Origin of the sequence: Acinetobacter sp. YH12156 (assembly GCF_013418235.1) — a bacterium.
GTDB lineage: Bacteria > Pseudomonadota > Gammaproteobacteria > Pseudomonadales > Moraxellaceae > Acinetobacter > Acinetobacter pseudolwoffii.
The window spans coordinates 149739-165285 of sequence record NZ_VPCL01000011.1 but is presented as its reverse complement, the minus strand read 5'-3'; the positions used below and the strand labels follow the sequence as shown (position 1 = coordinate 165285).

The 15547-nt window shown below is 43.1% G+C and carries 13 protein-coding genes and 1 tRNA gene; 4 read left to right on the top strand and 10 right to left on the bottom strand.

Annotated features, from left to right (window positions below):
• Window positions 1-73: 73 nt before the first annotated feature.
• Window positions 74-808: a phosphoadenylyl-sulfate reductase gene (locus FTU87_RS10660; protein ID WP_004646224.1), complete on the bottom strand. Its 735-nt coding sequence runs from the start codon at window positions 806-808 to the stop codon at window positions 74-76.
• A 204-nt stretch (window positions 809-1012) separates the two neighbouring features.
• On the opposite strand from FTU87_RS10660, the gene thrH reads away from it, so the two are divergent.
• Window positions 1013-1630 (top strand): bifunctional phosphoserine phosphatase/homoserine phosphotransferase ThrH, encoded by a 618-nt coding sequence (thrH, locus tag FTU87_RS10655; protein WP_180097281.1) that lies wholly within the window; start codon window positions 1013-1015, stop codon window positions 1628-1630.
• A gap of 82 nt (window positions 1631-1712) precedes the next feature.
• Here thrH and FTU87_RS10650 read toward each other — a convergent pair whose 3' ends face one another.
• From FTU87_RS10650 to FTU87_RS10635, 4 genes are all read right to left on the bottom strand, one after another.
• Window positions 1713-2888 carry an OmpP1/FadL family transporter gene (locus tag FTU87_RS10650; RefSeq protein ID WP_180041183.1) on the bottom strand — a complete coding sequence of 392 codons (1176 nt, stop codon included), beginning with the start codon at window positions 2886-2888 and terminating at the stop codon, window positions 1713-1715.
• Window positions 2889-3204: 316 nt separating this feature from the next.
• Entirely contained in the window at window positions 3205-4440 is a 1236-nt protein-coding gene (locus tag FTU87_RS10645) for an OmpP1/FadL family transporter (RefSeq protein WP_373684775.1), read from the bottom strand.
• A 371-nt stretch (window positions 4441-4811) separates the two neighbouring features.
• Window positions 4812-4887 (bottom strand) — tRNA-Arg (locus FTU87_RS10640).
• 89 nt (window positions 4888-4976) lie between these two features.
• Window positions 4977-6332 carry an amino acid permease gene (locus tag FTU87_RS10635; RefSeq protein ID WP_005172091.1) on the bottom strand — a complete coding sequence of 452 codons (1356 nt, stop codon included), beginning with the start codon at window positions 6330-6332 and terminating at the stop codon, window positions 4977-4979.
• Between the two features lie 333 nt (window positions 6333-6665).
• Between FTU87_RS10635 and prpF the strand changes: the two genes are divergently transcribed.
• Both prpF and FTU87_RS10625 read left to right on the top strand, forming a co-directional pair.
• A complete protein-coding gene (gene prpF, locus FTU87_RS10630) occupies window positions 6666-7856 on the top strand; it encodes a 2-methylaconitate cis-trans isomerase PrpF (RefSeq protein WP_180041179.1) in 1191 nt (396 codons plus the stop codon).
• A 522-nt stretch (window positions 7857-8378) separates the two neighbouring features.
• The gene (locus FTU87_RS10625; protein ID WP_074383117.1) at window positions 8379-9287 is read left to right on the top strand and encodes a polyprenyl synthetase family protein; all 909 of its coding nucleotides are present in this window, start codon (window positions 8379-8381) and stop codon (window positions 9285-9287) included.
• Window positions 9288-9380: 93 nt separating this feature from the next.
• Here FTU87_RS10625 and putP read toward each other — a convergent pair whose 3' ends face one another.
• The 5 genes from putP to FTU87_RS10600 all read right to left on the bottom strand — a co-directional run bounded on the left by putP (window position 9381) and on the right by FTU87_RS10600 (window position 14141).
• On the bottom strand, window positions 9381-10871 hold the full coding sequence (putP, locus tag FTU87_RS10620; protein WP_005096195.1) for a sodium/proline symporter PutP: 1491 nt from the start codon (window positions 10869-10871) through the stop codon (window positions 9381-9383).
• Between the two features lie 213 nt (window positions 10872-11084).
• The gene (locus tag FTU87_RS10615; protein ID WP_005096199.1) at window positions 11085-11942 is read right to left on the bottom strand and encodes an SPFH domain-containing protein; all 858 of its coding nucleotides are present in this window, start codon (window positions 11940-11942) and stop codon (window positions 11085-11087) included.
• Window positions 11943-11945: 3 nt separating this feature from the next.
• Window positions 11946-12428, bottom strand: a complete 483-nt coding sequence (locus FTU87_RS10610; RefSeq protein WP_100355312.1) for an NfeD family protein — start codon at window positions 12426-12428, stop codon at window positions 11946-11948.
• 102 nt (window positions 12429-12530) lie between these two features.
• Entirely contained in the window at window positions 12531-13448 is a 918-nt protein-coding gene (locus FTU87_RS10605; RefSeq protein ID WP_180097279.1) for a patatin-like phospholipase family protein, read from the bottom strand.
• Between the two features lie 63 nt (window positions 13449-13511).
• Window positions 13512-14141 carry a 1-acyl-sn-glycerol-3-phosphate acyltransferase gene (locus tag FTU87_RS10600; protein ID WP_180097277.1) on the bottom strand — a complete coding sequence of 210 codons (630 nt, stop codon included), beginning with the start codon at window positions 14139-14141 and terminating at the stop codon, window positions 13512-13514.
• Between the two features lie 141 nt (window positions 14142-14282).
• Between FTU87_RS10600 and FTU87_RS10595 the strand changes: the two genes are divergently transcribed.
• Complete coding sequence (locus tag FTU87_RS10595; RefSeq protein WP_180097297.1) at window positions 14283-15521, top strand: MFS transporter; 1239 nt, start codon at window positions 14283-14285, stop codon at window positions 15519-15521.
• The last annotated feature ends 26 nt before the right edge of the window (window positions 15522-15547 follow it).

Genomic DNA, 15547 nt, shown 5'->3' with positions numbered 1-15547 from the left:
AAAATTATCAATTAAAAAGACTATCTTTATTAAAAAATAGTCTTTCAATCAATAGGAACGATAAAACTTAACTTTATTTTTTTAGATTGCCAGCATGTAAGCCACATTCTTTATGGGTAGCTTCTTCCCACCACCAGCGGCCTTCGCGTTCATGCTGATTTGGCAGCACAGGGCGAGTACAAGGTTCACAGCCGATAGAAACAAAACCTTTCTCATGCAGGGCATTATAAGGGACTTCCATCATACGGATATAGCTCCAGACATCCGCACTGGACCAGTTGGCTAGAGGATTGTACTTGATCAACTGTTTTCCCGGACCGGAGAAACCTGGATCTGCCTGAACCACAGGAATTTCATTACGGGTACCCGGGCTTTGGTCTTTACGCTGACCGGTAATCCAGCCATCCAGCGTGGCCAGTTTTTTACGCAGCGGTTGAACCTTGCGTATACCGCAACATTCCTGATGGCCATCTTCAAAGAAACTGAATAAACCTTTTGTCGTCACTAGATTTTGCACGTCTGCAGTTTCGGGGAAGCAGATTTCAATCTCGATATTATAATGCTTACGCACCCGCTCAATAAACTGATAGGTCTCTGCATGTAAACGTCCAGTATCCAGACTGAATACCCGGAATGGTTTACCCAGATGAGAGGCCATATCAATCAATACAACATCTTCGGCCCCAGAAAATGAAATCGCAATTTCACCTTGCTGGCTCAGTGCAAGTGCCAAGATTTCATTAGGCGATTTATCTGCATATTCAGATGCAAGTGCATCAATACGATCAATAGTAGGAATGATGGTCATGAGAGTCCTGGCGATATAGGCTTGGAAAGGACATGGCCTATATTAATTAATTTCACATCTATTTTAATAGAATTGATTTAGTTGACTTATCACTAAAAAATAAATACTTATGAAAAAAATAGATTTAAAAAAGTACAGTGCAAAATCTATTTCTTCAGCTATGATAGTGCAAAATTTTTTCAATACAACTCAGAGGGAATGTTCATGGAAGTCGTATGTCTAGATTTAGAAGGCGTGTTGGTTCCAGAAATCTGGATTAACTTTGCCAAAAAAACCGGGATTAAAGAGCTTGAAGCGACGACTCGTGACATTCCTGACTATGATGTGCTGATGACCCAACGCCTGAATATTTTAAAACAGCATGGTTTAGGCTTAAATGATATTCAGGATGTGATTGCAGAAATGGGACCTTTCCCAGGAGCAAAAGAATTTGTAAAATGGGTCAGTACGCATTTTCAATTGATTATTCTTTCAGATACTTTCTATGAATTTGCACATCCATTGATGAAGCAACTGGATTGGCCAACGATTTTCTGTCATAAGTTAGAGACAGATGAAAAGGGCATGATTTCAGCGTATAAGCTTCGTCAACCTGATCAAAAACGTAAAGCGGTGCAAGCTTTACATGGCTTGAATTTCCGTGTCATTGCAGCAGGGGATTCGTATAATGATACCACCATGCTTGGTGAAGCGGACGCAGGCTTCTTGTTTGATGCGCCTGAAAATGTGATTGCAGAGTTCCCACAGTTCCCACCGATTCATGGCTATGCGGCACTCAAAGAAGCTATTCGTAATGCCTCAGTTCGAGATATTCCAGCTTAATATTTTTATTTTAAAATAATAAAAAAATGGCGCAATTAGCGCCATTTTTTATTGAATTTCAATGTTAGTTAACATTGATTAATTAAAAACGATAGCCAATTTTCATACCATATGCAAGAGCACTGTTATCTTCAAAGCTACCAACAACATTCCCACCTGTTTGTGCATCTGCATCACCTAACCATAGGTAACGTACGCCAGCAGCAATGAAATAGCTTTGTGCAGGGCTATATTGCGCGCCTAATCCAATACTCCAGTTTCCATTTACTGGGCCAAGAGTCGTAACAGGGTTGCCTGCACCAGAGTCATAACCAACAGAAGCTGAACCAGCCCATTTATCATTAAACTTATGAGAGATACCTGTTGTAATAGACCACTGATCATCTGAATAGTCGATTAGGTTTTGTGCTTTGCCTCTTGCAGCCTGTGTTGCAGCAGCTAAATATGTAGGTTTAACTGCAAATTGATCCCAATGTACCCAACGAATATTTGCAAAAGCTAAGGTGTCTTTAGCAACACCTGATTGTAAATCAATGTTTACAGACTGAGGTGTAACAACTTCTGTGTTTGAGTTAGGACGAACAACAGCACCTAGGGCAAATGTTTCTGAAGTATCAAGTTCATGCTTGATTTCAGAGCGATAAGTGACAGCAGCTCTAAGTGCAATTTCAGGAATAGAGTATGCGGCACCTGCAATCCAACCGAAAGCATCATTTTCTTTAAGATCTATGTCGTAGCCACCTAATAGATGAGTACCACCGTATGCGGCACCACGTAATGAAACTTTTCCTTCAACTGTTTGATATACGGGACCTGCATAAAAATTCCAGTTTTGGTTGGGTTGGTAACCAATCAGCGCTGTTAGATTATTAGTATCAACTTCAACAGAAGTTCCTTCCATACCATTACCAAATGTACCTGCTGTTGATGAGTAGGTTGCATCAGCACCAAAAGGTTGATCGTAAATCAAACCAAGTGAAATTTTATCAGTTGCTTGAACTTTGATTGCTGCGGAAGGGAAGTAATAGTCTTCACCCATATCACTGATTTTTTCGCCCCTGAGATCAGCAATTGGATTATTAACAGTCGACTTACCTTTTACATCAGGATCAAGAACCGAAATACCAGCTTCCGCATAGTTACCCGGCTGTAAAAAAGCAGAAATGGACTGACCAGAACGATCTAGGCCTGCTGCCTGAACAGCAGAAAGAGGTAAAGTGCTAAGTAAAATAGCTAAATAAACTTTATTAAGCTTCATGGTACGTTCCCTGATGCCATCTGTAACAAAAATGTGCTGGAAAAGTAACATAATTTTAAAAAGAGTAAATACTCAGCTCTGTTGAAGAAATGAACTAAGGCGGTTAAATAAAAGGGTTGCTTAGAGTATTTGTACTATATTTTTGAATTTAAGTTTTTGAAAAATATGGATTTTAAAATATTTAAAATAGTGTAAAAGAACTAAAAAATTATTAATTTTAATTGATGGTAAAATAATCGAATAATATGCAAGTGTATAAAAATAGAATGAGACAATAAAAAACCACCCGAAGGTGGTTTTTATATGAAGTTATAACTTAGAAGCGGTAACCCATTTTTAGACCATAACCAATAGCGTGGTTATCTTCAAATTCACCAACATTTGGATTAGCTACTGTCAAAGCTGTTGCATCACCTAACCAGAAGTATTTCACACCGCCAGCAATAAAGTAATTTGGAGCTGGAGAGAATTGAAGACCTAAACCAACGTTCCAGTAACCTTCAGTTGGGCCAAGAGTAGTTACAGGGTTGTCGACACCAGAGTCCCAACCTACAGAGACATTACCTGCCCATTTATCGTTCAGTTTACGGCCAACACCAACAGTAGCCGACCATTGCTCTTCGTTATATTCAACAAGGTTGCCACCTTTTAAGCTTGCTAGCGTAGGTTTTAATGGAGCAGGTACGAGTGGTGAAGCAGATGCCGTTGCTAAACCATCTAGAGTTTTACCAAAAGCAGGTGGGCGAATACTGAAGTCAGACCAATCGACCCAACGGACATTTGCGAAAGCAACGGTATCTGCCATAATACCTGTTTGAAAATCTAAATTAACAGACTGTGGAGTTGTTACTTTGGTATTTCCTGTTGGTGTAAGAGGCATTGCTGGAGCCAGCACCGTTGTACCAATGCCAATTTGAGGTGTTGCTTCTGTAGTTGCTAACTCATGCTTAACTTCAGAGCGATAGGTCAAAGAAGCTTTAAGTGCAATTTCTGGAATTTGGAAAGCTAGACCTCCTAACCAACCAATTTCGCTGTCTTTTTTCATGGTTACATCGTAACCATGTAATAGACTATATGCTGCACCACGTAATGCAGCATTACCTTTAGCTGTTTGATAAACTGGACCCGCATAAATATTCCAGTTTTCAGTTGGTTGGAAACCAAATAAGAAGCTTAGATTTTCAGTTGTTACTTCAGCACGGGTACCGTCACTTCCTGTCGGATTAAATGCTGCTGATTGAGCGGTATATTCAGCTTCTGCACCGAATGGTTGATCGTAAATTACACCGAAAGAAAATTGATCGGTTACTTGTAGTTTTAAGGCAGCGTGAGGGAAGTAATAATCACTTGCCATATCACCTGTTGCGTGTGATGGAATTTGCTGCCCCGTAAGAGTGGTCATAGCTGTAGTTTTACCAGATACATCTGGGTCTAATACAGAAATACCTGCTTCAAAGTAGTTACCCGGTTGTAAGAACGCAGCGATGGATTGACCAGAACGATCCATACCTGCAGCAAAAGCACCTGTCATTGGTACAGTTGCTAAAATCATTGCTGTGCTTAGTGCTTTTAATTTCATTATACATTTCCCTTGGGCTATAAAGTCTTTTATGACAGTTTTTGTTGATGCTTTAAGCTTTCATCTAGGATGATTTCGGCTTGTATTCACCGAGACCATTTGTTACTCCATGTGACAAAAATATCACAATTAAAATAAGAGTAAATGCTCTAGAAAAAACTAATTAGTCTAAAAAAGCATCAAAATAGAGTTTTTACACCAAAAAATAGCCTCATTTTGAAATAAGTATTTGAAAGTAAAAGAAATAAAATAATGAAGAAAAAATGATTTTTTGTATAAAAAATATTCTAAAAATATGAAGATTAACGCTAATTTTTTGAAGTATAGATCACATTTTGAAAGGATGGTGCGCCCTGCGGGACTCGAACCCACGTCGGTCGCTTAGGAGGCAACTGCTCTATCCAGTTAAGCTAAGGGCGCGAAAAGAAGGCTATTGTACTGTAAAAAATACAAAAAAAAGTTATTGCCGCAGCAATAACTTTTTAAGAATATATACTTATATAAACCGATTAAGTATTTTTAGGCTTAAGCAACTTAAACAGAACGAACATGACCACAATCCAAACCGGAATCATTAAAATAGATTCCTGAAAACCCTGAGTCCACATGATGTAGAGAATCGTAATAATGAAACCTAAGACCAGAATATTGCCTGCTGGAGACCATAGTGCTGGGAATGAGGTCTTTTGGCCGAGCTTCTTCATGCTCTGAATGAATTTGAGATGGGTCAGCGTAATCATCGCCCAGTTCAACACTAACGCACCGACCACAATATAAATCAAGTGGCTTAATGCATCTTCAGGAACAAAGTAGTTAAGTAATACACAACCGAAAATCAGCGCGGCAGAAAACAATACCGCAGGAATCGGAGTACCTTGTTTATTCACTTGCATGAAGACTTTAGGTGCATTTCCTTGCTGAGCCAGACCATAGAGCATGCGGCTATTGGCATACATACCGCTGTTATAGACAGACAGTGCAGCCGTTAAAATAATAAAGTTCAGTAAGTGTGCTGCCCAGCCAATGCCCAGTTGACTGAAAATCATTACAAATGGACTTTTATCCAGACCACCTAGCTCAAGCTGATTCCAGGGCACCAGTGATAACAGAATCGTCAATGCACCCACATAGAAAATCAGGATACGGAACACCACCTGATTAATCGCTTTCGGAATGGTCTTCTCTGGATTTTCAGCTTCTGCTGCTGCCATACCGATCAGTTCAATCCCACCGAAGGCAAACATCAGGAAGGCCAGCATGAAGAACAGACCTTCAAAGCCATTCGGGAAGAAACCACCTGCAGTCCATAAATTACTGAAAGACGCAGTCGAGGAAGCATCTGCAGTCAAGATCAGATATAAACCGAAGACAATCATCGAGATAACTGCAGTCACTTTAATGATTGAAAGCCAAAATTCTGATTCACCGTAGAATTTCACATTGCCGAGGTTGACCAGGGTAATCACGATAAAGAAAAACAGTACCGATGCCCAAGCTGGAATAAAAGGCCACCAATAGTTAATATATTTCGCAACGGCAGTAAGTTCGGTCATGGCCACCAGGATATATAAAATCCAGTAGTTCCAGCCCGCAAGGAAACCGGGGAACTTGCCCCAGTATTTATAAGCAAAATGGCTGAATGAACCTGCGACAGGTTCATGAACAATCATCTCACCCAATTGACGCATGATTAAAAATGCAATCAAGCCACCAATGGCATAGCCCAAAATAATAGAAGGACCCGCAGATTGGATCACCTGTGCGGAACCTAAGAATAAGCCTGTGCCAATTGCACCGCCCATGGCGATCAACTGAATATGACGGTTCTTTAAGCCACGCTGAAGTTGTGAAGACTCGTTATTCAAAGTGTTCAGCCCGACAATGGAAAAAATAAGTATAAAGATTGTAATGGAACAAAGTTCAGAAACCTAGTGCAAGACTTTGAATGAAATATTATTATCAGATTTATAATAAAAAATTATAAAAATAAATTAAATAAAAGATAACTGAATCAATATATTAATTTTATTGACATTGTAACTGATGAGTTTCCTGTTTTTTTGCTCTGATACGAATGCTGATTTTTTATACTTAGGTCGGAGCACTGAACTTCCTTGGCTTTAAAGCGATTATACTCTTCTCATAAGTATTCCATAACTTTTACCAAAACAAAGACAAGCCAAAGGATGAAACAATTCATGAGTTTTGCAGCCCAAATCAAGATTCCTGCAACCTATATGCGTGGAGGCACCAGTAAAGGCGTTTTTTTTAAGCTGGATGATTTGCCCGCAGAAGCACAACAGGCCGGCCGGATTCGTGATCAGCTTCTGCTGCGCGTGATTGGTAGCCCAGATCCTTATGCTAAACAGATCGATGGTATGGGCGGCGCCAGTTCAAGTACCAGCAAGACCGTGATTCTGTCAAAAAGCCAGCAGGCCGATCATGATGTTGATTATTTATTTGGTCAGGTGGCAATTGACCGTCCTTTTGTGGACTGGAGTGGTAATTGCGGTAATCTCACCGCAGCAGTGGGAGCTTTTGCCATTTCTAATGATCTGATTGATAGATCACGTATTCCGGAAAATGGGCTGTGTACAGTCCGCATCTGGCAGGCCAATATTCAAAAAACCATTATTGCGCATGTACCAATGCGAAATGGTCAAGTTCAGGAGTTGGGCGATTTTGAACTGGATGGTGTGACTTTTCCGGCAGCCGAAGTACAGATCGAGTTTTTAGATCCTGCCGATGATGATGGCGAAGGCGGTTCGATGTTTCCGACAGGCAATCTGGTCGATACGCTGGAAGTTCCCAATATTGGCAGTTTTGAAGTCACCATGATTAATGCCGGCATTCCCACCGTGTTTTTGAATGCGGGAGATTTGGGTTATAACGGCACCGAGCTTCAGGATCATATGAATAATGATGCGGCAGCGCTGGCAAAGTTTGAAACCATTCGTGCTTATGCTGCGAAGCAGATGGGATTGATTCAGGACATTAGCGAAGCAGCTAACCGTCAGCACACCCCAAAAATCGCTTTTGTAGCGCCATCCAAAACTTATACCTCATCAAGTGGCAAGGTGGTTGCCGAAGCAGATGCCGATATTCTGGTTCGTGCCTTGTCTATGGGGAAACTGCATCATGCCATGATGGGCACAGCTGCGGTGGCAATTGGTACGGCGGCAGCCATTCCGGGGACTCTGGTGAATCGGGTGGCAGGCGGTGTAGAGCGTGAAGCCGTGCGTTTTGGCCATCCTTCGGGGACTTTAAGAGTCGGCGCACAAGCAAGCCAGGAAAATGGAGAGTGGAAAGTGAAGAAAGCCATCATGAGTCGCAGTGCACGTGTGTTGATGGAAGGTTGGGTACGCGTTCCTGAAGATGTTTTGCTCTAGTTTGATTTGCCGACCCATTATTTAGCCTGAGAAAATTACTGTTGTGACCATTACTGGCCAAAATTTTGACTCAGCTATCGTTGGCATGGTAGGAAGTAATAAAAGCTATCAGAGAATACGTTTAAATATCTAAACTTGTTTATATTTAGAGGTAGATATTGTCCAGCCTCATCTTTCCTTTAAAAGTTTAAATGGATTTGTGCAGGTGAAATCCTACTTTGGAAAGACCCAAGGTAGGCAAAGGTCTCTTATTGCCCATACACGACGTCCTGTGGTGATGGGTAATGTGTGGCATCCCTGCCACAGGCACTTGATAAATCCAAGCACTTCCACTCTGGGACAGTAGCGCTGTCGCGGCAGTGGTTTTATCGGCGGAACATATTTTGATATCTATTGCTGCTTTAAATCAATCCACAGATAAAGCTGAAAATTCAAGGCGATTGTAGGTACAATAGTGCTTATCAGAACAAGTGGCTCAAACTTGTTATTTTCATCCTTCCGGACTATGTATTCGAGGCAAATGTGTCATCTATTACTGACGTATCAATCCATGCATTGACTCAAGCACAACATCGTATTCAACAAGATTTACTGACAGCCCTAGATGCCTTTGCCATTCCTGAACCTTTAAAGTCGGCGGTGCATCATGCCGTGATGCTGGGAGGGAAGCGTGTTCGTCCAGCATTATGCTATGCCACAGCAGCACTGAAACCGAATCAGAATACCGCGGCGGTACGCCGTGCGGCGGTTGCGATTGAATTTATCCATTGTTATTCACTGGCACATGATGATCTGCCGTGTATGGACAATGATTTGCTGCGCCGTGGTCAGCCGACCTGCCATGTGGCTTATGGTGAAGATACCGCGCTTTTGGCAGGTGATATTCTACAGTCGATGGCCTTTGAAATTTTAGGCAGTCGTCTGTTTGATCAAGGCCCTGCGGTAGATGCTTCGATTGTGCTAAAACAAATGCAGATTCTGGCCACAGCCTCTTCGAAAATGGTCAATGGTCAGGTGTTGGATTTGCAGTCCGAAGGCAAAAAAATTGATCAGGAAGTATTAGAAACCATTCATCGTAATAAAACCGGTGCCTTGATGAGTGCTGCGATCATGATGGCGGCGGTCACAATCTTTGAAGGTACAGATCTGGCGATTCCAAAGCTGCGTGAGTTTGGACAGGCGATTGGTCTGGCCTTCCAGGTGCAGGATGATATTCTGGATATTATTTCTGATACCGAAGTGTTGGGTAAAACAGCTGGCAAGGATGAGCAGGTAGAAAAATCGACATATCCTGCCTTGATGGGGCTGGAACAGGCCAAAGCCTATGCACAGCAATTGCATGATCAGGCCTTAGCCGCACTTGCTCATTTTGATGATCAGGCGGCAGAGCTGATCTCTATCACCCAGTTTTTACTCCAGCGTAAAAATTAAAATGGCTTGAATCTGTTCATTGTTTTTATTTTGAGTAATTGTTCAGGTATTAAAAAAGCGGACTTAAAGTCCGCTTTTTTTGATCGTTAATTTTTACTTGGTTTCGTTATACAGACGTTCAGCCTGTTCAAAACGATCGGTAATTTCAGCCGTAGGTACTTTACCCATCAAGCTCACTACAATGATGGCAATGAATGAGCAGATAAAGCCCGGGATAATTTCATAGACACCTGTTGCTGCGAACAGGTTTTTCCATAAAATCACCATCACTGCACCCATAATCATACCTGCCAAGGCACCATTCAAAGTCATGCGTTTCCAGAACAGGGACAGAATGATCAGCGGGCCAAATGCAGCACCAAAACCGGCCCAGGCATAAGCGACCAGACCCAGCACTTTCGATTCAGGATTACCCGCCATCCAGATTGCCAGCAGGGCAATCAGCAGCACCATAAAACGGCCAACCCAAACCAGTTCTTTTTGAGATGCATTTTTGCGCAGGAAGGATTTATAAAAATCCTCTGTCAGCGTACTTGAGCAGACCAGAAGCTGACAGCTTAAAGTACTCATTACCGCAGCCAAAATCGCAGCCAGGACAATACCGGCAATCCATGGGTTGAACAGAATTTTGGTCAATTCCATAAATACAGTTTCAGGATTGGCATTCACCACACTGGCCAGTTCCGGATGTTGCTGGAAATAGGCAATGCCAAAGAAACCGGCAGCCACGGCACCAGCTAAGCACAGGATCATCCAGGTCATACCAATACGGCGTGCATTTGGAATTGACTTGACTGAATCTGCCGCCATAAAGCGCACCAGAATATGTGGCTGACCAAAATAACCCAAGCCCCATGCCAGTAGCGACAGGATAGCCACCGTACTTAAGTCACCGACCAGATTCATGGCCTGTGGACGTGCCGTTTCAAGCGCCAGAGTGACCTGAGACATATCAGAGAAGGTCAATAGGGTCACAATTGGCGTGAGCAACAGCGCAAAGATCATCAGGCCGGCCTGAATGGTATCGGTCCAGCTGACTGCCAGAAAACCGCCAATAAATACATAACTGATGGTGGCAATGGCACTGATCCAGAGCGCCGTCGTGTAGGACATTTCAAACATGCTTTCGAACAGGCGCGCACCTGCTACCATGCCTGAGGCACAGTAAATCGCAAAGAAAATCAGAATCACAAAAGCCGATACAATACGTAAAATTTTCTTCTGGTCGTTAAAACGATTGGAAAAATAATCTGGAAGGGTCAGGGCATTGTGCTGAACTTCCGTATGTACCCGTAAACGGCCAGCCACCAGCAACCAGTTTAACCAGGCACCAATAATCAGGCCAATGGCAATCCACATTTCCGACAAACCAGAAAGATAAATTGCACCGGGCAGGCCCATCAGCAGCCAGCCACTCATATCGGAAGCTCCAGCGGAAAGTGCAGTAACAAAACTACCTAAACGACGGCCCCCTAAAATGTAATCGGAAAAGTTTGTGGTCGCACGATAAGCCATCAGGCCGATCACCACCATGGCGACAATATAAAAAAGAAAGGTAATTAACGTTGGATTTAGGGAGCTCATACGGTATCCATTTTCGAGTTGGACAGTAATCGAATAAGGACTTATGTTGATGATAAATGCTGTGGCGAAACACAGATCTGGCATCAAAGCCCAAAGGATTTCAAAAAATAACGCGAAATTTAAGCATAAATTCCAAATCTTTGCTGAGATTTTCGTGTTTAAACGAAAAATAGGCAGCGAATACGCTGCCTATGGATTTGAAAATGAAAATTTTTACTGAGGCGGACGACCCATCACGCCTCGAATCGTGTTCAGCACGTCTGCAGGCAAGACCACCGTTTTGGCATTTGGTGATTTGGCCATATCTTGCATGGCCTTGATATATTGCTCACCGAGTAAATAGGCAACCGGAATCTCATTACTACCAATTGCCGAAGTCACCATATCAATCGCACGTTGTGAAGATTCAGCCAGAACCACCTGTGCTTCTGCATCACGGCGCGATGCTTCCAGACGACCATCCGCTTCCAGAATGGCAGCCTGTTTTTCACCATCCGCTTTGGTCACGGTTGCACGACGTTGACGTTCAGCAGCGGCCTGTTCTTCCATCGCGGTTTGCATGGTGACTGACGGTTTAATGTCTTGAATTTCAACGGTTTTAAGCGTGATACCCCAGTCCGAGATATCATCGGAAATACTGGATTTTAAACGTGCTTTAATATGATCACGTGATGATAGTGCATCATCCAGATCCATTTCACCGACAATCGAACGTAATGAGGTTTGTACCAGGTTTTGAATTGCCCAAGAATAGTTTTCAATGCCGTAGACCGCTTTTTCAGGTGTGGTCAGGTTGATATAGGCCACCGCATTCATGAGTAACACGGCATTATCACGGGTAATCACTTCCTGTGAAGGAATATCCAGCACAATATCTTTGGTGGTGACTTTATAAGCCACTTCATCAATATACGGAATGACAAAATTCAGACCCGGATTCAGCGTCGTATGGTATTTGCCCAAGCGTTGTGCGATCCATTTATAACCTTGCGGGACAATACGTACCCCTTTAAAAATTGTAATCGCCACAAAGGCCAAAAATGCGATAACAATTATAGTTCCACCAGACATATCTTATTCACCTTTTTCATTTTGATAATGTGTGCTGTGGGGTTGAACCACCAGATCATTCCCCAGAATATCCACGACGCGAACACGGTCACCGACCTGAACCTGATCCAGAGTACGACATTCCCATTCATCCGAACCTAAAACTGGCATCGGAAAGCGCACCCGGATTTGCCCATGATCCAGATTAGTCTGAATCACCATGCCCACCTGACCAATGGTCGCTTCACGCGATAGACCGGCTTTGGTCTTGTCAATGGAAAGTGGCTTGATAAACTTGAACCAGAGCAGCGTACACAGAACAGAAAGAACGATCCAGGTCAGGAGCTGGGTCGTCAGTCCCATCATCGGGAACATCCAGTACAGGACGCCAACCATGATGGCACCGATCCCGAACCACAGGGCAGCAAATGCGGGCAGCAGTAATTCCGACAGAATCAGAAGGATGCCTAATACAAACCAGTGCCAAGGTTCAAGAACTAATTCCATATCGTGACCTATATCGCTAAGTATTTAATTAATCATCATCTTTATATGATTGATCTTCAATGTAGCAGATGCGGCAGCAGATGAATATAAAAAATTCATGCATCAAAATTTTGCCTGACGGGGCGGTTTAAATGCCGCTGGCGACTGCTTAAAGTTGCTAATAGCTTTTTCAATAGTACGGATTTTCAGCTGAGCCGCCTTTTCACCTTCCAGAATGGTGGCATTGCTGGCTTTCAGGTCCAAAGTACCGATATGGCCGACTTTGGGCTGAATCACCACAGTGGCCTGACTCAACTCTTCATGAATGCTTTGCTGTCCCATAATATTTAGGGTCTGATCCAGTACGCCCCACATATTCAAGGCTTTATTACCATCCGGACGGGCAGAAATATCCACGGCAATGACAATGTCTGCTCCCATATCTTTGGCGGTCTTGACCGGAATTGGGCTAATCAGACCGCCATCGACATATTTGATGCCGCCAATCACGGCAGGCACAAATACATTCGGAATACTACAGGAAGCACGAACCGCCTGTCCGGCATTGCCTTTAATAAAGTCAGCTTTACGCCCATTGTCCAGGCGAGTGGCAACTGCAGCAAAACGAATTGGGAATTGTTCAATCGGTTTGTTCGCCACATTTTTATTGACGAAATTCTGCAATTTTTGTCCGGCAATAATCCCTTGTCGATTTAAGGTTAAATCACGGATGTCCGATTCCTTAAAGTTCAAGGCAATTTGCTGCAACTGATACGGTGATTTGCCGCTGGCATATAGACTGCCGACAAAACTGCCGGCACTTGTGCCTGTGACAATTTTCGGTTTAATGCCGTGTGACTCCAGTACCTTAATCACGCCAATATGGGCGAAGCCTTTCGCACCGCCGCCGCCAAGTGCAATTGCAATCACGGGTTCGCGGGCCTGAAGTGGTGTAGGAGTCGGTGTGGTTTTACTGGCTTTATCACATGCAGCCAGACTGAGGCCAAGACAGCCAATCAGAGCATAAGACGCTAATTTCATTGTAGGAAATGATCACTAAATCATCAAAATATAGGCTATCAGAGCAAAAAAACAGGATTTTGCCTAGTCTTTTTTCAACAGCTTTTGTAAAGGCCGGGCAATCCAGTCCGGATTTTTTGCCGAAATCTTGCCTTGATAATGTGCATAAATCTGCACCAGATCATGTTCATAATCGCCCGTCGGCTGATAGACACCCAGAATATGAATGGTTTTAATATCATAATCAAAAGCCAGCATGACAATAGGCAGGCCGGCCTGATCGGCAATATGATAAAAACCACTGCGGATTTTTTCTGGCGCTTTACGTGAACCTTCGGGTGCCATACCGACCCAAATCTGGGGTTTTCGCTTGATGATTTCCACGATCTGCTGAGTATGACCTTGTGGACTATCCCGAACCACCGGAATCACCCCAATCCATTCAAGTAAGGGCTTTAATGGGGTATGGAACAAGCTGTTTTTACCAAAAATAGTGACCTTTAACCCGATAGCTAAGAGTGCAATAAAACCATGCCAGGCATCAATATTGGACGTATGTGGAGAAATAATCGCAACGGCTTTTGGTAAATTGGGAAACTCACCTTCAAGCTGCCAGCCCTGCACTAAAAAGATCCGTTTAAAAAAATAACGGCTGAGTCGATTGCCTCGACTGGGCACCAAGGGAGGTAATTCTGGAAAGTGCTTTTTGGTCATGCTTAAAGTCTCTTCCTGACACATATTTTTCTTTATTTTTAATGATATTAGGCTTTTACTTTGGTTTTTTCATTGGCAAAATGTCCAGCTTGTTGAATGATTTCTGCTTCTTTTGCCTATTAAGGACCCAGCATGCCGAATATGCGGAATACTTACATTGTGTTGTTTTCCCTGTATTGGGCGCAAGGATTGCCAGTCGGATTTATGACCCATGCTTTGCCGGTGATCTTACGGGCAGAAGGAGTGTCGCTGGCACAGATCGGTGGTTTTGGCCTGCTCATGCTGCCTTGGTCAATCAAGGTGTTTTGGGCGCCATTGGTCGATCGTTATGGCTCTCAAGCCACAGGGCATTATCGAAGCTGGATTATTCCGCTGCAATTGCTCTCGGTGGCAGTGCTGATCGCCTTGTCCTTTTTGCCCATTCAGGCTTTAGATCAGCCGGTTTATCTATTGGCCTTTTTTATTGCGTTATTATTTATGAATGGGGTGGGGGCGACACAGGATATTGCCACCGATGCACTGGCAGTCAATATTCTGAAAAATGAACAGCAGCACTGGGGCAATACCTTTCAGGTGATTGGATCACGTTTGGGTTTCATTGTCGGTGGTGGTGCGATTTTACTGTTTTTAGATCTGTTGCAGTGGCAAAGCACTTTTTTGCTTTTGGCTGCACTGGTTTTTATAAACACACTGCCTGTTTTAAAATTTAAAGAGCCACAGCATCGCTCGATCGCATCTGAGCAAATTACCGCTTCCAGTAAAATAAAAATCAAAGCCTATTTTCAGTATTTTTATACACATCCAGGCTTGCGTTGCTGGTTGCTGGTCTTGCTGACATTTAAAGTCGCGGATGGGCTGTCTGGCCCTTTGCTGAAGCCTTTAATGGTCGATCTCGGTCTGAGTTTCAGCCAGATCGGCGTATATGTGACCATGCTGGGTGCAGGTGCCGCCTTGATCGGGGCCGGTTTGGCAGGTTATTGCCTGAAGTTTTTTTCGCGTCGCTCTTGTTTGATGTCTTTTTCGATTCTCAAAATACTGAGCTTAATGGCCTATGCCTGGCTGGCAGCACAATATGAAGCCCAGCTTAAAGTCGAAAACTGGCTGATTTATACTATTAATGCAGCAGAAGATCTGGTTTCGGCAATGCTCTTGGTGGTAATGCTGACGCTCATTATGCAATACAGCCGTAAGCGTCTGGCCGGGACTGATTTTACTTTTCAAGTCTCAATTATGGCGACGGTAAGTGGTGGCTTATATATGTTGAGTGGGATATTGGGGGATTATTTAGGCTATCAAAATTATCTGAATCTGATCGTGATCGTGGCAATTATCTGTTTAATTCCAATTTTCCGATGGATGAAAGTTGCAGAAAAAGTATAAAATTTCTAAATAATCAATTATTTGGT